Source organism: Mangrovihabitans endophyticus (assembly GCF_014646155.1).
Taxonomy (GTDB): Bacteria; Actinomycetota; Actinomycetes; order Mycobacteriales; family Micromonosporaceae; genus Actinoplanes; species Actinoplanes endophyticus.
The window spans coordinates 24,584-44,193 of record NZ_BMMX01000030.1 but is presented as its reverse complement, the minus strand read 5'-3'; the positions used below and the strand labels follow the sequence as shown (position 1 = coordinate 44,193).

Here is a 19,610-nt window from a genome sequence, read left to right as displayed (position 1 = left end):
CCCACCCCCGCCCCCGGGGGCGCGCCCGCCCCCGTCGATCTTGGACTTTCGGGTCGGACAAATCGGTGGTGCCGTGGTGAAAACGAGCGCCGAAACCTCAAGATCGACGGGGCGGCGGCTCGGATGGGCCGTCCGATGAGTCGGTGGGGGTGCTGTCCGCACCTTGTGCTCCGGCGTAGCTCAAGCCCGGCCTGGTCTGCGGGCCCGGAACGCCACCCGTGCGCCGCCGCCCCGCACGTCGCAGCAGGAAGATGACCGCCCACAGTGGTACGCCGATGGCCACCAGCCACGGCAAGGCCCCGCCCAGCACCGTCATTAACACGCCCAGCGACCGCACCAAAGCATGCCAGCCGCCGCTCAGCCCGGCCAGGAAACCGGGCGGCCGATCGTCGTCGCCGATCGTCGTCGCGTCCGAGTCCACCAGGATCACGGTGATGGTGGAGAGGGCCACGAGGTCCGCCAGGCGACGCTTCTTGGCTTGCAGGGACGCCAGGTCCGCCTCGCGCGTGGCCACCTCGCGCTCCAGCATCACCAGGTCGTCCAGCGATTCCGCGCGTGCCAGCAGCTTGCGGCCACTGTCCACACGCGCCTGCTGCACCTCGATGCGGGCGTCCAGGTCGATGGTCTGTTCGGTGACGTCCTCGGTGCTCAGGCTGCGCAGCTCTTCGTTGCCGAGCCGGACCAGTTTGCCGACCACGGCGGCGAACCGGTCGGCGGGCACGCGAAGTTCGAGCGTCGCCTGGTCCGATCCGGCGCTGCTGTGCCGGTCGTCGCCACCCACGAAACCCCCGGCCGTGGTGGCGATGCCGGTCGCCTGGGTGGCTGCCACGGTCACGTTCTTCACCCGTACGGTGATGGAGCCCGTGTAGATGATGGAGCGCTGGTCCACGCTGAGGTCGGGAGCGCGCGCGGCCTGATCGGTGGTTCGCTCCGGGGCTTGCTCCGCTGCGGTGCCGGGTCGGGCCGGTGCGGCTGCGGGTGCCGAGGATCCGGCGGAGTCGCCGGAACTGCATCCGGCGAGTGTGGCGGTGGATATCAGTATGGTGGCGGCCACCAGCGCGGCTGTGCGCATCATTGCCTCCCGTGTCCGATGTTGTCCGCTGTGACGTGCGGCGCGGGGGCATGGGTTCCGGCAGACTCGGGTAGCGCCAATAACGATTCGGCTGCGGAGGAGGCCTCATGCGCATCACCAAGTTCACGCATTCCTGTCTGCGCGTGGAAGGCGACGGCGTGCTCGTCGTCGATCCCGGCGCGTTCAGTGAGCAGTCGGCGCTGGACGGCGCGGACGCGGTGCTGATCACGCACGAACACTTCGATCACCTGAACGTCGACGCGGTGGTCGCGGCCCGGTCCACGCGGCCGGACTTGCGCATCTTCGCGCACGCCGAGGTGCTGCCGAAGCTGGCGCCGCTGCGGGACGCGGTCACCACGGTCGAGCCGGGGCAGCGGTTCTCCGCCGCCGGGCTGACCGTCACCGCGTACGGGGGGCAGCATGCCCTGATTCATCAGGACATCCCGCGCGTGGCGAACCTGGGCTATCTCGTCAGCGACGGCACGGCGAACCTTTATCACCCGGGAGACTCGTTCTTCGTGCCGGACGACGGGGTGCCGGTGGATACTCTGTTCGTGCCGTTGAACGCCCCATGGGCCAAGCTCGCCGAGTCGATCGACTTCGTCCGGGCGGTGAAGCCGGGCCGGGCCTTCGCGCTGCACGACGCGTTGCTGAACGAGACCGGCGCGCGCGTCTCGGACGGCCACCTGGAGCGGCTGTCCGGCACCGGCTACGCCCACCTGACGCCCGGCACGACGATCGACTGACGTGCCCACAGCCCACGACGTGGACGAGCTTATCCGGCGGATGTATGAAGCGCCGCCGGACTCGTTCGTCGCCGCCCGTGCGGCTGCGGTGGCGCAGGCTCGGGAGGCGGGGGACCGGGCCGCCACGAAACGGCTCGCCGCGCTGCGGAAGCCGACCGTGGCCGCCTGGGTGGTCAACCTGCTGGCGCTGCGCCGCCCGGATCTGATCGATGAACTGGTCGAGCTGTCCACCGCGCTGCGCGACGCCCAGCGTGGCCTGGACGGTGCCCAACTGCGGCAGTTGTCCGCGCAGCGCCGGCAGGTGGTGTCCGCACTTGTCGCGCAGGCGCGCGAGCTCGCATCGGGCGCCTCGGTGGGCGGCAAGCTGCCGCTGGCCGAGGTGGAGGCCACGCTGACCGCGGCGCTTGCCGAACCGGATATCGCCGCGCAGGTCCGCACCGGACGGCTGGTGCGGGCCGTCTCGTACGCGGGATTCGGCGAGGTGCCGCGGCCTCGGCTGCGGCTGGTCACCGACGAAGTGGACGCCGACGCCGCTGACGACGAGGGCGCCGCCGACGACGAGGGCGCTGATGTGGCGGCGGAGGCTGCGCCGGACGGCACGGTGTCCGACATCCGGATCCGCGCGGCGGAGCAGCGCCGGCGCCGCGAGTTCCAGGAACGCCACCGGGCGCTGGCGCGGGAGTTGAGTGCCGCGCAGGCCGCCGAGAGCCGTGCCGATCAGCAATTGGAGCGGGCGGAATCGGCCGAACGCGACGCCGGGCACACGGTCGAGGACCTCGATGCCGAACTGGCCGAGCTGGAGCGCCGCCGGGCGGAGGCGCAGGCCGATGTGGCCCGGCGGAAGTCCGCTCGCCGTGACGCGGAACGGGAGGCCGCAGCGGCTCGTCGGCGCGTCGGAGACGCTCAGGCCGCGCTGGAGGATCTGGAGGCCCACGACCCCGGCTGAGGGGTTCACTGGACGAAACGGTGCGCCGGGCGCGCCGAACGGTGGCGTGCGGACCCCGAAGGTCCGGCGAGGACGGAGAATGTTTTCCAGATCCAGTCAAGAAGAGCACAATCGGGCGCGTGACCCCCGAACAGGCAGCCGCCACCGCCAAACCGGGACTGGCCGAGCTCATCGGAGCCTTCGCCGAATCACCTCAGACGCTGCGCCGTGCCCGCCTGCTCGGATTGTCCGGGTGGGCCTACCACGTGTCGGCCCGGGCCGGCGCGCTCGGCGAGGTGCGCGCCGAGACGGTGACCGCGGCGATCGGCTTCATCGCCCCGGACGCGGTCGCGGAGGGGTGGGAGGCGGCGGCCAAGACCACCGACCCGATGGATGTCGCCGCCTGGCACCTGCACGAGCTGTGTCGGTGGGGCGAGGAGCGGATCGGCGACTTCCCCCGGGTCGGCCGGCTGCTCGATCTCACCAAGCGGGTCGCGTACGCGGCGGACGGCGCCGCGCTGCCGCTGTTCGCGGCCTGGCGCGCCATGCCGGTGCCGAACAGCGCGCCCGGCGCGCAGGTGGCGGTGAACCTGCATCTGCTGCACGAGCACCGACTGGGTGTGCAGGTCCTCGCGGTGCGGGCCAGCGGCCTGACCCCGTTGGAGGCGATCATCGCCGGGCCGGAAGGGGAGACCGGTGCGGTCGCCTTCGGCTGGCAGCCTCCGTACCCTCAGGTCGGCCCGATCGTACGGCGACTGATGTGGGCGGAATCGGTGGCGGACGCGATGGCCGGCCGGGCGTACGCGGAATTGGACCGGGCCGAGCGGATCGAACTGGTCGGTCTGCTTGACTCGTTGCGGGGCACGCTACGACGCTGACGCTCGTCGGGAGCTGGTCATTCGTCCGACGGCGAAGCAGTCCGGGTGGGCCGGCGGCGCAGGTCCATCACGTAGTCGTCGGGCGCGCCCGCCTTCTCCGCGGCATTGGCGATCTCGGACAGGTACCAGGCGGTCGGCATGCCGCCCTCGTAGCCGTCGTAGACGTACACCCAGGCGCTGTATTCGCCCTCCAGGGTCACCACGCGCACGGTGAGCTTCTGGTACGCCCCCGCGGTCACGCCCTCGACCTCGTCGAGCTGCGCGGCGTCCCACTGGTGCACGTCGTACAGCGAGACGAACACCCGGTCGCCGGGCGATTCGACGATGGTGGTGACCGCGCCCTCCCACCCCATCTCGCCGTCGCCGGCGAAGGTCAGCCGCCACCCCTCGATCCACCCCACGCCGACCATCGGCGAGTGCGGGCAGTAAGCCCGCATGCGAGCAGGATCAAGATTTGAGCCATACGCGGCGTAGTGACGCACGGCGATGACGATAACCGCCACGGCCCGTGGGAGAGAATACGAGGGGTGCGTGTCGGCACAATTGAGGTGGAGGTAATCAGACTGTGAGCCGGATCGTGATCATCGGTGGGGGCCCGGGCGGCTACGAAGCGGCGCTGGTGGCGGCCCAGCTCGACGCGGACGTCACGCTCGTCGAGGCTGATGGCGCGGGCGGTGCCTGCGTGCTGTCCGACTGCGTGCCGTCGAAGACGTTCATCGCCAGTTCAGAGGTGGTGACCGGGTATCGGAACAACGACCGTTTCGGGATTCGCTCGGCGGGCCTGTCCGGGGTGAGCGTCGACGTCGCGACGGTCAACGAGCGGGTCAAGCAACTCGCCGTGGCCCAGTCCGGCGACATCCAGGCGAAGCTGGTCAAGGCCGGGGTGGACGTGGTGCACGGGCATGCCCGGATGGGTGACGACACGCTCGGTCACACTCACCGTGTGTTGATCACGCCGGTGGGTGCGGAGACGTACGCGGTGGACGCCGACACCGTCCTGTTGGCCACCGGCGCCACCCCTCGGGTGCTGCCGACCGCCGTCCCGGACGGCGAACGGGTGCTGGACTGGCGTCAGGTCTACGACCTTCCGGAGCTGCCCGAGCACCTGATCGTGGTCGGCTCCGGCGTGACCGGCGCGGAGTTCGCCAGCGCCTTCCTGGCCATCGGTGTGCGGGTGACCCTGGTGTCCAGCCGGGAGCGGGTGATGCCGCATGAGGATGCCGACGCTGCGATGGCCATCGAGCGTGTCTTCCGCGAGCGGGGCATGACGATCCTCAACCAGTCCCGCGCCAAGTCCGTGGTGAACACCGGCGACGGTGTGTCGGTCACGCTCGCCGACGGCCGGTCGGTCAGCGGCTCGCACGCGCTGATGGCCGTGGGCGCCGTGCCCAACACCGCGGATCTTGGCCTGCGCGAGTACGGCGTGGAGGTGGCTCAGGGCGGCTACGTCACCGTCGACCGGGTGTCGCGCACCAATGTGCCGGGGATCTATGCGGCCGGCGACTGCACCGGCGTGCTGCCGCTGGCCAGCGTCGCGGCGATGCAGGGCCGGATCGCCGTGTGGCACGCCATGGGCGAGGCGGTGACACCGTTGCGGCTGCGCACCGTCTCGGCGAACGTCTTCACCGACCCGGAACTGGCCACGGTGGGGGTGTCGCAGAACGACGTGGACAGCGGGAAGGTCCCCGCGCGCCAGGTGATGTTGCCGCTGTCCGGCAACGCGCGGGCCAAGATGGCCGAGGTGCGCGACGGTTTCGTCAAGCTGTTCTGCCGGCCGGCCACCGGTCAGATCGTGGGCGGCGTGGTGGTCGCGCCGAAGGCCAGCGAGCTGATCCTGCCGGTCACCATGGCGGTGGAGAACAATCTCACCGTGGACCAGTTGGCCCACACCTTCACGATCTATCCGTCGCTGTCCGGTTCTATCGCGGAGGCTGCCCGTCAGTTGATGTACCACGAGCCGCGATAGCTGCCTGTCCCACCTGCTCCGCCGACGCGTCGTCGCTCGCCGCCTGCTGGGTGTCCGCCTGCTGGGTAGGCGCCTCCTGGGTGTCCACCTCCGGGGTGGCCGTGGCGTCCTCGGCGATCTCTTGGTCGACAGCTTTGCGACCGCCGAACAGCGCCAGGATCCAGCCTGCGGTGCCGAAGACGACCGCCGCGGTGGCCGCGATGGCGAACAGCCGCCAGGCCGACTGGGTCACCGCGGTGCCGCCGATGTGGCCCACGAGGCCGCCGTAGGTTGCCCAGGCCAGGCATGCGCCACCGTCGTACGCGATGAAGAACTTGATCGGATAGCCGGTGCGGCCCGCGTGGTAACCGGAGGCCATCCGGCCGCCCGGGACGAACCGGCACAGCAGGAGCACCAGCGGGCCCGGCTGGCGCAGCCCGCGGGTGAAGCGCTCGGCGGCGCGCCGGGTCTTGGAGGCGGGCTCGTCGTTCTTCGGTGCGAAGCGCTGCCGTAACGCGGCGAGGCGGCTGCTGAGCCAGTTGCCGCCCACGTTCCCGGAGGTCCGGCCCAGCACGAAGGCGAGGGCGTCGCCGGTGAACATGCCGAGCGCACCCACCGCGATCACCACCGGAAGTTCCAGGTTTCCGTAGACGGTGAGCGCGCCAGAAGTGATCATGATGGCCTGGACCGGGAACACCGGAACCATCGCGTCGACCGTCAGGAACCCGAAAATGGCCAGGTAGATCCACGCCGGCGTGGTCAGCACGGTCAACAGATCAGTCATTGATGCGGCCACCTCGCGGCTCGGGGCTCCCGTCATGGTGCTTGGACAGCCCTGAGAGTGGGCTGAGTTCAGCATGCTCGTTCTGCGGGCAGGCTAACGGTGATCCGTACCACGGTACGTTGCTGCCGTTGCAGTTCGGCGGTGTTCGGCCGGGTTTCGCCGAGTTAGCCCGCCCGCAGCGGCTACGCACGCACAGAAACGCGGCGTACCGTGATGGTGCTCGAAACGCCGGGTCCCCCGTTCTCGGTCGTCTCGGGCGCTCGGGCCGCCGGTAGGTCCCGTACCGGCGGCCCCCGCCCGTGACGTCCTGTCGTCCGCTCGTCGTCGGTCGGTCGTCGCTCGCGGAGCCGATCGACGAGAGGCAAAGGAGCAGTATTACGCTCTCGCGTCTAACTTGTCAACGACTAGATACAGTGGGCGGATGGCGAAGCGGTCATATCACCATGGCGACCTCCGGCGGGCGCTGCTCGACGCCACCGCGGAGGCGATCGGCGAGGCCGGGCCGGCCGCTCTGAGCCTGCGCGACCTGGCCCGCCGGGCAGGCGTGTCGCATGCCGCCCCGATGCATCACTTCGGAGACAAGGCGGGCCTGCTGACCGCCTTCGCCGCGGAGGGCTTCGACAAGTTGTCCGCGGAACTGTCCGCCGGGTCCGGCGAGTTTCTTGAGGCCGGAGTGGCGTACGTCCGGTTCGCGCTGGCGCACCGGGCGCACTTCGAGGTGATGTTCTCCCCCGGCCTGTACCGCGCCGAGGACGCGGATCTGGCCGCCGCGCGGCAACGAGCGCGGCGGGCGCTCTACGAGGGCCTGGCCGCGATGCGGGCCCGCCCGGATCCCGCCCGCCCGGATCCCGCCCGCCCGGATCCCGCCCGCCCGGATCCCGCCCGCCCGGATCCCGGTCGGACCGTCGGCGGCAGCGCGGGCGAGTGGGATGAAACCCGAGCCGCGGGCCTCGCCGCATGGTCGGTGGCGCACGGGTTCGCCACGCTCTGGCTCAGCGGCGCCCTGCCGGGCACCTCGGCCGCCCCGGAGGACGCGGCCCGGCTGGTGTTCGCCCGGCTGCGGGACGGAGTGGGCTGATCCCAGCGGGCCGACCTCACTCCTCGATGGTGCAGATGACGGTGCCCGGGGTGACCGTCTCGCCCGCCTTGACCGCCAGACCGGTCACCGTGCCGGCCCGGTGGGCGGGCAACGGCTGCTCCATCTTCATCGCCTCGACCACCACGATCACGTCGCCCTCGGCGACCTGGTCGTCGTCACTCACCGCCACCTTGACCACGGTGCCCTGCATGGGGGCGCTCAACGCCGCCGCGCTGGCGGCCGGGGCGGCCCGGCCGGCGCGGGACCGCCGCGCGGCCGGGCGGGCGGCCGGGGCCGGTCCGCTCGCGGCCAGGCCGGCCGGCAGGGTGACCTCCAACCGCTTGCCGGCCACCTCGACGACCACGCTGGTGCGCTCGGCGTCCGGCTGGTCGGCCGCCGCTGGCGCGGTGAACGGCGGGACGCCGCCGGCCCATTCGGTCTCGATCCACCGGGTGTGCACGCTGAAGTCCGCCACGAACGCGGGGTCGCGGACCACCAGGCGATGGAACGGCAGCACCGTGGCGATGCCGTCGATCACCGTCTCGTCCAGGACCCGGCGGGAGCGCTCGATCGCCTCCTGACGGGTCTCCCCGGTGACGATGATCTTCGCCATCATGGAGTCGAAGTTGCCGCCGACCACATCGCCCTGCGTCACTCCGGCATCGACCCGCACCCCCGGCCCAGCCGGCCAGGTCAACCCGGTGACGGCGCCGGGAGCGGGCAGGAAACCGCGGCCGGCGTCCTCGCCGTTGATGCGGAACTCGATGGCGTGGCCGCGCGGCACCGGATCCGCGTGCAGGCGCAACGGTTCCCCGTCGGCGATCCGGAACATCTCCCGGACCAGGTCGACGCCCGCCGTCTCCTCGGTGACCGGGTGCTCCACCTGCAGCCGGGTGTTCACCTCCAGGAACGAAATGGTGCCGTCCTGGCCGACCAGGTATTCCACCGTCCCGGCGCCGTGATAGCCCGCCTCCCGGCAGATCGCCTTGGCGCTCTCGTGGATGCGGGACCGCTGCTCGTCGGTGAGGAACGGCGCGGGTGCCTCCTCGACCAGCTTCTGATGGCGACGCTGCAGCGAGCAGTCGCGGGTGCCGACCACCACCACCGACCCGTGCTGATCGGCGAGGACCTGAGCCTCCACATGCCGGGGCCGGTCCAGGTAGCGCTCCACGAAACACTCGCCCCGCCCGAACGCCGCCACCGCCTCGCGCGTGGCCGACTCGAACAGCGCCGGGATCTCGGCCACGGTGCGGGCCACCTTGAGACCGCGTCCGCCGCCGCCGAACGCCGCCTTGATCGCCACCGGCAAGCCGTGCTCCTCGGCGAACGCCACGATCTCGTCGGCACCGGACACCGGCTCGCTCGTGCCCGGGACCAGCGGTGCGCCGACGCGCTGGGCGATGTGCCGCGCGGTGACCTTGTCGCCCAGGTCGCGGATCGCCTGCGGGGTGGGGCCGATCCAGGTCAGGCCCGCGTCCAGCACCGCCTGTGCGAAGTCCGCGTTTTCGGAGAGGAAGCCATAACCGGGGTGCACCGCGTCGGCACCGCTGCGCTCGGCCACGTCCAGCAGCTTGTCGATGCGCAGATAGGTGTCCGCTGCGGTGTCGCCTCCCAACGCGTACGCCTCGTCGGCGAGTCGGGCCGGCGGCGCGTCGCGATCGGCGTCGGCGTAGACGGCGACGCTGGCCAGACCCGCGTCCTGACAGGCCCGGATGACCCGGACAGCGATCTCGCCGCGATTGGCGATCAATACCTTGCGCACGAACCCGAGCCTAGCGGTCGCGGCGGACGGTTTCTTTTCAGTCAAATTTGGCTATTACTCTCGGGTCATGTCCGCGACGCGCATGATGATCCTCGGCCTGGTGCAGTGGATGCAGCCGGTGCACGGCTACGACGTCCGCCGTGAGCTGCTGAGCTGGAACGCCGATAAGTGGGCCCACGTGCAGCCCGGATCGATCTATCACGCGCTGCGCAAGCTCTCCGAGGAGGAGCTGATCCGCCCGGTCGCCACCGAGCAGGTCGGCGCACGCCCCGCACGCACCACGTACGAGATCACCGACAAGGGTGCCGCGGAGTTCATGACGCTGCTGCGCGACGCCTGGTGGCAGGTCGGCGGCTCGCCCGAGCGGTTCATGGCCGGATTCTCGTTCCTGCCCGCACTGCCGCGTGCCGAGGCCGCCGCGGCGCTACGCAATCGGATCGTCCAGCTCACCGTCGGAGTGCAGCAGTTGCGTGCCGCCATGTCAGCCGACTGGGCGCGGCGCAAGCCGTCCTACGTCTCGTGGCTCTGGGAGCTCACCATCGACCGCCACGAGGCCGAGATGGCCTGGTGTGAACGAACCGCCCAGCGCATCGAATCCGGCGAGAGGTACATGCCGGACGGCGGCGCCACCCCCGACATGTGGAACGACGTGTAATTGACTTTGCCTATTCAAACTTGACGACATACCGTGTCTCGCATGATTGAGACGCGGGGACTTCGCAAGTCGTTCACGTCCCGACGAGGTCGCGAGAAGAAGACCGTGGAGGCCGTACGCGGCGTCGACCTGGACGTCGCCGAGGGAGAGATCTTCGGATTCCTCGGCCCCAACGGCGCCGGCAAGACCACCACGCTCCGCATGCTCGCCACCCTCATCGAGCCGGACGGCGGCACCGCTGTCATTGCCGGCGCCGACCTGCGCACCGACTCGGCACAGGTGCGCCGGCGCATCGGATACGTCGCGCAGGGCGGCAGCACCTGGGACGAGTGCACCGCGCACGAGGAACTCGTCCTGCAGGCCCGGATGTACGGCGTGTCCAAGTCCACCGCCGAGGAGCGCACCCGGCGTGTGCTGCAGGCTTTCCAGCTCAGCGAGTACGCGGACCGCAAGTGCAAGACCTACTCCGGCGGACAACGCCGGCGCGTCGACATCGCGCTCGGCATCATCCACGAGCCGAAGGTGGTCTTCCTCGACGAGCCCACCAGCGGACTCGACCCGCAGAGCCGCGCACACATGTGGGACGAGATCCGGCGGCTGCGCGACGAGGGCATGACCGTCTTCATCACCACCCACTACCTGGACGAGGCCGACGTGCTCTGCGACCGCCTCTCCATCATGGACAACGGTGAGGTCGTCGCGTCCGGCACGCCCGCGGAGCTGAAACGGACCATCTCCGGCGATGTGGTGCGCATCGGCGTGCCGCCCCAGGCCGTCGCCTCCGCCGCCGAGGTGCTCGACCCGCTGGAACTCGTCACCAAGCTGGAAACCCATGACGACGGCGTCCGGCTCTACACGGACGACGGGGCCGCGGCCATCCCGCAGATCCTGCGCACCCTGGACGGCGCCGACGTGCCCATCGGCACCATCGAACTCAACCGGCCCAGCCTGGACGACGTCTTCCTGACCAAGACCGGCCGCTCACTGAGGGAGAGCTGATCGAAGTGAAGATCCTCCGCGACACCTCGCTGATCTTCGACCGTCAGATGCGGCTGCTGCTGCGCAACCCGGTGTGGGTCTTCGTCGGCGTCTTCCAGCCGGTGATGTATCTGTTGCTGTTCGCCCCGCTGCTCAAGCGCAGCCTCAACGTGTCCAGCGACGCCGAGGCGTACCGCATCTTCGTGCCCGGCCTGCTGGTGTTGCTGGCCATCTTCGGCGGCCTGTTCCAGGGCTTCGGCATGATCGCCGAGCTGCGCGCCGGGATCATCGAACGTTCCCGCGTCACCCCGGTCAGCCGGCTCGCGCTGCTGCTCGGGCGTTCCCTGCGCGACGTGGTGTCCCTGCTCATGCAGGCCGTCATCATCACGCTGCTCGCGCTGCTCTTCGACCTGCGCGTCTTCATCGGGTACGTGCTCCTCGCCTACCTGATGCTCGCGCTGATCTCGCTGATGACCTCGGCGTTGTCCTACGGCGTGGCGTTGATTGTCAAGAGCGAGGACGCCCTCGCGCCGCTGATGAACACGGTCGCCCAACCGGTGCTGCTGCTGTCCGGCATCCTGCTGCCGATGAGTCTGGCGCCGGGATGGCTGCAGGGCGTGGCCAACTGGAACCCGTTCTCCTGGGCGGTGGACGGGACGCGGGCGCTGTTCCGCGGCGACCTGGGTTCCCCGGACGTGTGGCAGGGCCTGGTCATCATGGCGGTGCTGGCGATACTGGCGGTGGTCTGGGCAGCGCGGGAGTTCGCGCGCAGCGTGCGGTGAGACGCGATGCCGGTGGCGGGTGTCGGCGGCGGGTTCAGCGGCGGCGGGATGTCAGCGGCCGGTCTCGTGGCGGCGGGATGTCAGCGGCGTCGCCACAACTCCGTGATCCGCACGCCGAACTCCGCCAGCAGTTGCCTCAGCAGCGGCAGCGACAGGCCGATCACGTTGCTCGGGTCACCCTCGACGCGTTCCACGAACGCCGCGCCACGACCGTCGATCGTGAACGCGCCCGCAACGTTCAACGGCTCCTTCGTCCGCACGTACGCGTCAATCTCCTCGTCCGAGATGTCCGCGAAGTGCACGACGGTGGTACCCACCTCCTCGGCCTGCCGACCGGACACCAGTTCGGTCAGATGGTGCCCGGTGTGCAGCACCCCGGAACGCCCGCGCATCGCCCGCCACCGCTCCGCCGCCTCGGCCGCATTCTTCGGCTTGCCCAGGATCTGACCTTCGAAGGCGAGCACCGAGTCGCAGCCCAGGACCAGGACGGCCGGGTCCGCTTCCAGCCGGGCAGCGACCGTACGCGCCTTCATCCTCGCCAGAGCCAAACTGAGCGTGTACGCGTCGTCGGCGTCCACCACCGACTCGTCCACGCCACTGACCAGCGTTTCGGCGTCGATGCCCGCAGACTTCAGGAGGGCTCGACGGGCCGGGCTGGCAGAGGCGAGAACCAGGCGGTAGAGAATGTCGTTCTGCACAATGGATCACGGTACAAGCCGCAGCATCCGCTGCCGCCGCCAACCGCCGTTGTTGCACTGTACGAGTGGACGCAGCCACCATCGTGACGCGCGGGTCTCCCGCCACCGGTCGGCGGCTGGTTTGCGTGGTCGGGCCGTAGCCTGGTGGCTGTTTCGTGTGGTCCGGCGGCATCTGGCGGCTGTTCCCGGCGGCGCTTTGACGTCAACCAGCTACCGCTCGGCCCGCCGAGACGTACGTGGGATACGGCTGGAGACGCCCGGCCGGCCCCCGCGCGCATATCGCCTCAAGCTCGCTCACCGGTCCGTCCGCCGCCGACGTCGTTGCACAACGAGTGAGAAGATCAATCCACCGAGGAGAAGAACGCCAACAATGCCGCCGACCACCGCGGGAACATTCACCGAACTTGTCTGAGCCTCACCTTCAGGGGCGGACTGAGGCGGAGCCGGTGGACTCGATTCAGCGGGCGGCGAGGACGAAGGCTCCGACGCGCCCGCACCATCAAGAGGCGGCACATCTGCAGTAAGCGCCTTCACGATGTTGACGATCCCGTAGCCGCACTCCTCATCGCGCCCCGGCGGGCCGACATCGGTAGCCGTGGCGGTCAGCCGGTGAATCACTTCCTGCGCGGAGAGGTCGGGAAACTTCGCACGTACGAGCGCAGCGGCCCCAGACACAATCGCAGTCGCATCAGATGTGCCGCGAGATGTCGCGTATCCACGATTTAAATATGTGGTCTCGATATCGATTCCCGGAGCGCAGAGTCCAACCTTGTTGTCCTCCACTGAGAAAGGCAGATGCTTGCCTTCCCTGTCGGTAGCGCCAACGGCAAGTACGCCCGGCATGGCTGCGGGGTAGCCAATGGCAAAATCGTTGGGTCGATTTCCTGCTGCGGCGACTATTAGAATGTCTCGCTTCTGTGCATCCATCACAGCTCTTTGTAGCGCCAAACTTGGGGCACTGGACAGTGATACATTGATTATGTCGACGTCTTTTGACGCCGCATATTCGATTCCAGGAGCGATGTTGAGTCCGGCGTTAGCGAAGCCTGGCTTCTCCTCCTTTACGGGAAGAATTCTAGTCTCCGGTGCAATTCCGATTACTCCCGACGATTTCCCGTGTCCGTGGGCGGCAATTATTCCTGCCATTGCGGTGCCGTGACCGATTTCATCTACCTTGCCATTTCCTGTGCTGTCTGATATCACGTCCTTCCCGTCTAGGAGATTTTGGTCGAGGTCTGGGTGTGGTGAGACGCCGGTGTCGACTACTCCAACGGTGATGCCCGAGCCTTTGGTGACGCTGTGTGCAACCTTGATGTTAAGATATTTGAGATGCCACTGCTCGTCCCTGGTGGCATCCGCAGTGGCGGGACTTGTCATTGCGGCGGCCATAATGGTCGATGTGGCTGCCGCGGTGGTGGTCCGTCGAATCCATCGAAGCAGACTATTTGAGTCCGATTGCTGGACCGGGGTCGATTCGCGGCTCAGTTTCAGGATGCAGCACCGGCGAGACGCCCTGCGCTGTTTCCCAAGGATTGCTGGGGTCCCACTGCCCAAAGTCTTCCTCATCTTCTTGACCCGTGCTCCGCTGGCCCGCCCCGATAACTTGTTCCCTGACAGTCGGTGATTTGCCGCTTGGGTTGAAAGTTCGTCCTGAGAGATGCGTAGACTCGGCGCTTTTCCCGCCATGCTGGGCAGGTGTGAGGTTTCCCGAAGGGGTCAATGAGCCGCCTGCTGATGCAGTTCGACCTGTAGGCATTCCGGTCGTCCCTCGTCCCGCTGCGTTGGGGCTTATGACGCCCCCGATGGGATTGACCCTTTGGGGTTGCCGCAATTGGCTTGATGGCTGCCGCAAACCAGAATTTGGGACACTTCCGATCACTCCGCCGGGCGGCATAGCTCGAAGACCGCGCTCTGGGCTGAGTGGCGTTGCGCGCAGTCCGTTGGCCTGGCTTGGTCTCGTAGTGGGCCGACCCTCAGTTTCGCCTAGAGGCGGAACTGCTTGGACAGGGCCTGCTCCCAGCCTCCCAACTGGTGGGAGCGGCCTCCCTGTGCTTGGGGGAAGGACAGTTCCCGGGCTTATTAGCCCTGACGACGGCTGTGTCGGAGGGCTTGGCATAGTAACCGGTGCCGGTCCCGCCGACGCTATCGGCTGAGCTCCGCCAAGAACTAGACCCGGTTGTCGGACACCCGCAACCGGCGAACTTGGATCGCTAGTGATGGCCGCCGGTGTGCTCGATGCTAGCGAATTCGGGGAGCTGCTATTTGTGTGCGTGACCCCGGTGCTCGCGGCTGAAACTGAGGAGCTCTGCAAAGGTGGTGGCAGGTATTGGAGCTCTCTGGACTTCTCTTCTGTCTCGCCTGCTATTAGTCCTTTGTCTACCGGCTTCGGGCGCACTAGCTGTGCCCGTGCCTGGATTAGCTCGCTGCTCAAGCCGTACATGATGCTGCGTGCTTGGAGGTTCAACTGCTCCTGCCGACCGTCTGCCACTGGCGGCTTCGGGGTTGGCGTTTTGGGGGACTGCGGCGGCTTCGTTGCCTGCTCCGCGTCGAATGCCTCCAGCTTTGACGCGTTCTGCGTGTATTCGTCGTGGAGGGACTTCAAGTCTGCCCGGGACGCCGCGATCGCCGTCATCGCCGTCTTGAGGGTGTCGTAGTTGGCGACCGCTGCGTCGTACGTGTCCTGGAGGTTGTCGATCAGGCTGTCCAGGCGTTCGACGTAGGCCGCCGCCGCCGGGCTCTTCTCGGGCGGCCACGCGGTGGCCAGGTTCTCGCGATAGTTCTTCACCTGGTTGATGTGGCGGATCGTCAAGTCTGCCGTCTTCTTCCACATGCCGATCGCCGGGTCGTACGACAGGACCTGTTGATTGGCGAGGGTCTGCCACATCTGCGGCACGTCCATTGCCGACCAGTTGGTGCCGCCTCCGCCGCCCCCGCCACCTGCGTCCAGCATCACGCATCTCCCGCAACGTCGTCGTTCGTGGTGGTCGTGGAGGTCTCGCCGGCATCCGATCCGGACGAACCCATCTCGGGGGCAGCGGCTCGCTCGAATGCCCGCTCGACGTCGGAGACGCGGGCGCGGGAGAAGGCGTCTGAGTTGCGGTATTCCGCGCCTATTTCCTGAGCGGCGGTCGCCAGGTAGGTGGTGCCGTTGGCGTGGTCGTAGACGTTCGCGTGCGTGGCGTCCTGGACGGCCTCATGTGTGCTCCGGAACGCACTGAGCTCTTGGAAGTGGCCGGCGACCTCGGGCAGCCGGGTCATCATGGCCTGGGAGACCTCACGCATGTGCGGCGCGTAGTTCTCGGCGACCTCGGCGCGGAGCTCGCTGCCGAACTTCTCCATGGCGTCGATGTCGGCGGCGATGTCGCCGAAATCAGTGAACCCGTAATCACGCAGCCAGACCGGTCCGAGGTCCTCCTCCGGGATCATCTCGCACCATCCTCCCCCGACAGACGCTCCGCCTCCCTCGGACCCGCCTCCCTCGGGCGGATGCTCGGGCGGACGCGAGCTGGGAAACACCGAAGCTCATCTAAGTCAATGAGAGCGTACTCATTGACGGAAGGTCATTTCGACCCTGAACGCGGCGCTGTGGACGGTCGTCGCCGTAGCGATATCAACGCGGCACGGGCAAGCCTGAGGCACGCCAGGACGGCCGGCGTGCGGCGGGGCGTGCGGAGCGTACCCAGGTTGATGCTGTCGGCTGCGGCGGCCGGGTATCGGCTGGTGCTGATCTCGTGACCAGGGCGATCACCAGGGCGGCGACCTCGTCCGGCGACGGGTTTCCGCGTACGACTCTGACCAGCGGATCCTTGTCCATCGACGAAGCGTACGACGCGGGCTTTGCGGCCCGGTGACACGCATCCCACACACGGCTGATCAATTCGCTGTGCCTCGACCTGACCGGGTATTTTCTGCGTGATGTCTACTTCCCCCCCGCTCGTGGTCGCTGACCGCTACCGGCTTGTCGCGCCGCTCGGTCAGGGCGGGATGGGTCGCGTGTGGCGCGCCACCGATGTCGTGCTGCACCGCGACGTGGCGATCAAAGAACTGGTGCCCCCTCCGGGCCTCACCCCGGACGAGCGCCGCGAGATGCGCGAGCGTTCGCTGCGGGAAGCGCGCGCCATCGCCCGGCTCAACAACATCAACGTGGTACGTGTGTTCGACGTGCTGCGTACGGACGCCGACCCATGGATCGTCATGGAGTACGTGCCGTCCCGGTCGTTGCAGGACACCCTGGCATCGGACGGCACCTTTCCGCCCGTACGTACGGCGGAAATCGGACTCGGTGTGCTGAACGCCCTGCGCGCCGCGCACCGGGCCGGCGTGGTGCATCGCGACGTCAAACCGGGCAACGTGCTGATCGGCGCCGACGGCCGGGTGGTGCTCACCGACTTCGGGCTCGCCACGGTGCCGGGCGATCCCAACGTCACGCGCACCGGCCTGGTGCTCGGGTCCCCGGCGTACATCGCCCCGGAGCGGGCCCGCGACGGCACGGCCGGGCCGGCCGCCGACCTCTGGTCGTTAGGAGCCACGCTGTACGCCGCGGTCGAGGGCGCCTCGCCGTTCGCCCGTCCGTCGGCGATCGCCACGCTGGCCGCGCTGGCTACCGAGAATCCCCCGCCCGCGCGGCACGCCGGGCCGCTCAAACCGGTGCTCAACGGCCTCCTGCGAAAGGACCCGTCGCATCGCATCAACGCCGAGGAGGCGGAGCGCCTGCTGCTGCGCGCCACCGGCCGCCGGTCGAAGCTGAGCTTCCCGATGAGTTCGACCATGCGCCGGCCGGGCGCGGGTCGGGATCGCGCGTCGACGCCGGCGACGCCGCCCGTGGTGCCAGGCTCGGGCCCGGTGGTGCCGGGGCCGCGCCCGCCGGCCACCCCGCGTCGCCCGACGGCGCGGGGAGCGGCGCGCCCGCCGGTCTATGTCCCCGGCAAGGCGGCGGTGGGTCGTCCGGCCGATGCCCCGCAGGACGGGACGTCCACGGAGGCGCCCAAAACGGAGGCGCCCAAAGTCGAGGCGCGCGCGCTGGACTCCACGCGGGTGGACGGCACGCCGGTCCGGGAGGGCCGGGAGCCTGCCGCGAAGAGCGACACGGCGAAGAGCGACACCGTGCGGGGGCGCTCGGCCGAGACTCGGATGTCGGCGCCGACGTCGGCGCCGACGCCGGAAGCGCCGTCCGCCGACCGGTCACCGGCGCAGGGCACGGCTCAGGGGAAGGCGTCCGCGGCATTCGGCGCGCTCTCGGCCGCCGACCTTGCCGCCGCTCGCCGGGCACGCCGGGCGGCGGCCGACCAACAGCCCGGAGCGGCCGGGCAGGTGGCACGGGGGACTGCGGCGATCAAGCCGGGCGCGGCCGATGCCCAGGACGGTACGGCCGAAGCGCAGACCTCGGACAAGGCGGGCGTTGCGGGGTCGGAGAAGGCCGGCGTGGCGGGCGGTGCCGGCTCCGATGTCGGCGAGATCGATGCGGATGAGCCGAGCGGGGAGTCGGCTCGGGAGGCGGACGACGCGGCCGGGTCTTCCTCCGGGAGGGGCTCGGAGCCGGAGAGCGACGGTCCCGGTACGGCTGAGGCCCGGGATGTCGAGGACGACGCGCACGATGCCGTCGCCGCATCGGCGAAGACGACCCCGCCGAACAAGCCGACCGTTGGTGCCCGTGCGGGTACTGGACGCAGCAAGGCGGCCCGGAAGAAGAGCCGTTCACGCAGCAGCGCCCCGACCACGGGTGCCACGGAGACGGGCGCCAAGGAGACGGGCGCCAAGGAGACGGGCGCCAAGGAGACGGGCGCCACGGAGACGGGCGCCACGGACGCGGGGACAGGGCCGTCGAAGGGCGACTCGACTGCGCCCGACCCGACTGCGGCAGACTCCACTGCGGTCGGCCCCGAGGTGCGCGACGCCGAGATGGGCGGGGCGAAGAAGGAGCGTTCCGGGTCGGATCGCACGGGCCATGGCGGCCCTATTGTCGAGGCCAACGCCACCGAGGCTGAGGCCAACGCCACCGAGGCTGAGGCAACCCCGACTGAGGCAACCGCGACAAACGCCGCTGAAGCGGACGCCGCCGCGGCGGACGCCGCCGAGGCCGACGACACCCCAGGCGCCGAAGCCCCAGCGGGCACTCCCGAGGAGGCGGGCACTCCCGAGGACGTCGACCCGGCCGGCGGCATCGGCAAGAACAGCATCACCAGGGCTACGGCCGAGGGCGCCACTCAGGGGAGTGCCGGCCAACCGGCCGCGATCACCGCGGCGAAGGTCGCCGGGGCCAAGGCCGCGGCTGCCGCGCTGCCGACCGGGCCGGACGCGACGCGTCGGCCGATGCGGCCGCCGATGGCAGCGGCGGTGGACGCGGGCGCCTCCGGCACCGTGCCGCCCGCCATGAGCCACGTCCCGCCGTCCCGCCGTCCCGCGTGGCAGCCGATGCGGTTCCCCGAGCGGCGCGAGCCGCGCGGTGTGACGGTCTTCGGCACCACGCTGACCCGCCGCCAGGCGATCATCGGGCTGCTCATCGTGCTCGCGGTCATCCTGACCCTGGGATTGGTCGTGCCGCTGGCGTTCGCCGCCGACGACCGCACGCCGGGCGCTGCGGCACCCGTCTCGTCGGGTGCGGCGCAACAGTCCGGCGCGGTGACGGATTCCACCGCGAACGAGGCGGCGGAGCCCGCCGAAACGACCGCGACCGGCCCGGCGAGCACGGCCGCCCAGTCCGCCGCCGCTCAGCCCGCTACCGACCAGCCCACGACCAGCCAGCCCACGAGCGTCCCCGCGGAGCCCTCGGGCGGTGGCGGCGGGGTCGAGTTGCCGGACGGCTGGTACTTCTACAAGGACGGCACCGGCTTCTCGGTGCCGGTGCCCCGCGGTTGGCGCGTCTCGCACCGCGGTTCCGAGGTCTGGTTCACCGACAATTCCGGCAAGGGGCGCCTGCTCATCGTGGATCAGACCCGGGACCCCAAGCCGGACCCGGTGCAGGACTGGACGAAGCAGGAAGCCCAGCGCAGCGGCGGTTATCGCGACTATCGCCTGCTTGGGATACGCGGAGTGGCGTACTGGGACAAGGCCGCGGACTGGGAGTTCCTGCGCACCAGCGACCGCGGGAACCGCCTGCACGTCGTCAAGCGAGGCTTCATCACGGCGCCGGATCAGGCGTACGGGATCTCGTGGTCGACCTCGGCGGACGACTGGGACGCGAACAAGGCTGCCCTGGACTTGATCTACCGGGGGTTCAAGCCCGCGCGATGACCTCCCGTGATGACTCTGGGCGATGACCATGCGTGAATCACCGGCGGAGGGGGTATCTACCGGTCACCACGGATGGA

18 protein-coding genes and 1 pseudogene are annotated in these 19,610 nt (G+C 69.5%); 10 read left to right on the top strand and 9 right to left on the bottom strand.

Annotated features, from left to right (window positions below; genetic code table 11):
* Positions 1-97: 97 nt before the first annotated feature.
* Entirely contained in the window at positions 98-1,072 is a 975-nt protein-coding gene (locus tag IEY73_RS24535) for a DUF4349 domain-containing protein (protein ID WP_189081663.1), read from the bottom strand.
* Between the two features lie 107 nt (positions 1,073-1,179).
* On the opposite strand from IEY73_RS24535, the gene IEY73_RS24530 reads away from it, so the two are divergent.
* From IEY73_RS24530 to IEY73_RS24520, 3 genes are all read left to right on the top strand, one after another.
* Complete coding sequence (locus IEY73_RS24530; RefSeq protein ID WP_189081662.1) at positions 1,180-1,818, top strand: MBL fold metallo-hydrolase; 639 nt, start codon at positions 1,180-1,182, stop codon at positions 1,816-1,818.
* A gap of 40 nt (positions 1,819-1,858) precedes the next feature.
* Positions 1,859-2,764: a hypothetical protein gene (locus IEY73_RS24525; protein ID WP_189081684.1), complete on the top strand. Its 906-nt coding sequence runs from the start codon at positions 1,859-1,861 to the stop codon at positions 2,762-2,764.
* A 119-nt stretch (positions 2,765-2,883) separates the two neighbouring features.
* The gene (locus IEY73_RS24520) at positions 2,884-3,621 is read left to right on the top strand and encodes an SCO6745 family protein (RefSeq protein ID WP_189081661.1); all 738 of its coding nucleotides are present in this window, start codon (positions 2,884-2,886) and stop codon (positions 3,619-3,621) included.
* Between the two features lie 17 nt (positions 3,622-3,638).
* Here IEY73_RS24520 and IEY73_RS24515 read toward each other — a convergent pair whose 3' ends face one another.
* Positions 3,639-4,103, bottom strand: coding sequence for a gamma-glutamylcyclotransferase family protein (locus tag IEY73_RS24515; protein ID WP_189081660.1), 465 nt, complete (start codon positions 4,101-4,103; stop codon positions 3,639-3,641).
* Positions 4,104-4,186: 83 nt separating this feature from the next.
* On the opposite strand from IEY73_RS24515, the gene IEY73_RS24510 reads away from it, so the two are divergent.
* A complete protein-coding gene (locus IEY73_RS24510; RefSeq protein ID WP_189081659.1) occupies positions 4,187-5,587 on the top strand; it encodes an NAD(P)H-quinone dehydrogenase in 1,401 nt (466 codons plus the stop codon).
* Here the strand turns inward: IEY73_RS24510 and IEY73_RS24505 are convergent.
* Positions 5,541-6,350, bottom strand: coding sequence for a DedA family protein (locus IEY73_RS24505; protein WP_229716117.1), 810 nt, complete (start codon positions 6,348-6,350; stop codon positions 5,541-5,543). The two genes, IEY73_RS24510 and IEY73_RS24505, sit on opposite strands and share 47 nt — an antisense overlap.
* Before the next feature lie 421 nt (positions 6,351-6,771).
* Here IEY73_RS24505 and IEY73_RS24500 point away from each other — a divergent pair, with 421 nt between their 5' ends.
* Positions 6,772-7,428 (top strand): TetR/AcrR family transcriptional regulator, encoded by a 657-nt coding sequence (locus tag IEY73_RS24500; RefSeq protein ID WP_189081658.1) that lies wholly within the window; start codon positions 6,772-6,774, stop codon positions 7,426-7,428.
* Between the two features lie 16 nt (positions 7,429-7,444).
* Here IEY73_RS24500 and IEY73_RS24495 read toward each other — a convergent pair whose 3' ends face one another.
* Positions 7,445-9,190 carry an acetyl/propionyl/methylcrotonyl-CoA carboxylase subunit alpha gene (locus tag IEY73_RS24495; protein WP_189081657.1) on the bottom strand — a complete coding sequence of 582 codons (1,746 nt, stop codon included), beginning with the start codon at positions 9,188-9,190 and terminating at the stop codon, positions 7,445-7,447.
* Between the two features lie 67 nt (positions 9,191-9,257).
* Here IEY73_RS24495 and IEY73_RS24490 point away from each other — a divergent pair, with 67 nt between their 5' ends.
* The 3 genes from IEY73_RS24490 to IEY73_RS24480 are packed head-to-tail and all read left to right on the top strand — an operon-like array spanning position 9,258 to position 11,605.
* Positions 9,258-9,845: a PadR family transcriptional regulator gene (locus IEY73_RS24490; protein ID WP_229716116.1), complete on the top strand. Its 588-nt coding sequence runs from the start codon at positions 9,258-9,260 to the stop codon at positions 9,843-9,845.
* A gap of 42 nt (positions 9,846-9,887) precedes the next feature.
* Positions 9,888-10,844 (top strand): ATP-binding cassette domain-containing protein, encoded by a 957-nt coding sequence (locus IEY73_RS24485; RefSeq protein ID WP_189081656.1) that lies wholly within the window; start codon positions 9,888-9,890, stop codon positions 10,842-10,844.
* 5 nt (positions 10,845-10,849) lie between these two features.
* Positions 10,850-11,605: an ABC transporter permease gene (locus IEY73_RS24480; RefSeq protein WP_189081655.1), complete on the top strand. Its 756-nt coding sequence runs from the start codon at positions 10,850-10,852 to the stop codon at positions 11,603-11,605.
* Positions 11,606-11,685: 80 nt separating this feature from the next.
* Here IEY73_RS24480 and IEY73_RS24475 read toward each other — a convergent pair whose 3' ends face one another.
* The 4 genes from IEY73_RS24475 to IEY73_RS24460 form a co-directional block, all read right to left on the bottom strand.
* Entirely contained in the window at positions 11,686-12,303 is a 618-nt protein-coding gene (locus IEY73_RS24475) for a Maf family protein (protein WP_189081654.1), read from the bottom strand.
* Positions 12,304-12,597: 294 nt separating this feature from the next.
* Positions 12,598-13,680, bottom strand: coding sequence for a type VII secretion-associated serine protease mycosin (gene mycP, locus IEY73_RS24470; protein ID WP_189081653.1), 1,083 nt, complete (start codon positions 13,678-13,680; stop codon positions 12,598-12,600).
* A 1,572-nt stretch (positions 13,681-15,252) separates the two neighbouring features.
* Complete coding sequence (locus tag IEY73_RS24465; protein ID WP_189081652.1) at positions 15,253-15,729, bottom strand: hypothetical protein; 477 nt, start codon at positions 15,727-15,729, stop codon at positions 15,253-15,255.
* A 184-nt stretch (positions 15,730-15,913) separates the two neighbouring features.
* The gene (locus IEY73_RS24460; RefSeq protein WP_189081651.1) at positions 15,914-16,117 is read right to left on the bottom strand and encodes an acyl-CoA carboxylase subunit epsilon; all 204 of its coding nucleotides are present in this window, start codon (positions 16,115-16,117) and stop codon (positions 15,914-15,916) included.
* A gap of 101 nt (positions 16,118-16,218) precedes the next feature.
* Here IEY73_RS24460 and IEY73_RS24455 point away from each other — a divergent pair.
* A pseudogene (locus IEY73_RS24455) lies at positions 16,219-17,472 on the top strand (serine/threonine-protein kinase); the annotation flags it as partial.
* Positions 17,473-17,997: 525 nt separating this feature from the next.
* On the opposite strand, the gene IEY73_RS34425 reads toward IEY73_RS24455, so the two are convergent.
* Positions 17,998-18,249: a pentapeptide repeat-containing protein gene (locus IEY73_RS34425; RefSeq protein ID WP_189081682.1), complete on the bottom strand. Its 252-nt coding sequence runs from the start codon at positions 18,247-18,249 to the stop codon at positions 17,998-18,000.
* On the opposite strand from IEY73_RS34425, the gene IEY73_RS34565 reads away from it, so the two are divergent.
* A complete protein-coding gene (locus IEY73_RS34565; protein ID WP_505744149.1) occupies positions 18,202-19,533 on the top strand; it encodes a serine/threonine kinase C-terminal domain-containing protein in 1,332 nt (443 codons plus the stop codon). The two genes, IEY73_RS34425 and IEY73_RS34565, sit on opposite strands and share 48 nt — an antisense overlap.
* Positions 19,534-19,610 lie beyond the last annotated feature (77 nt).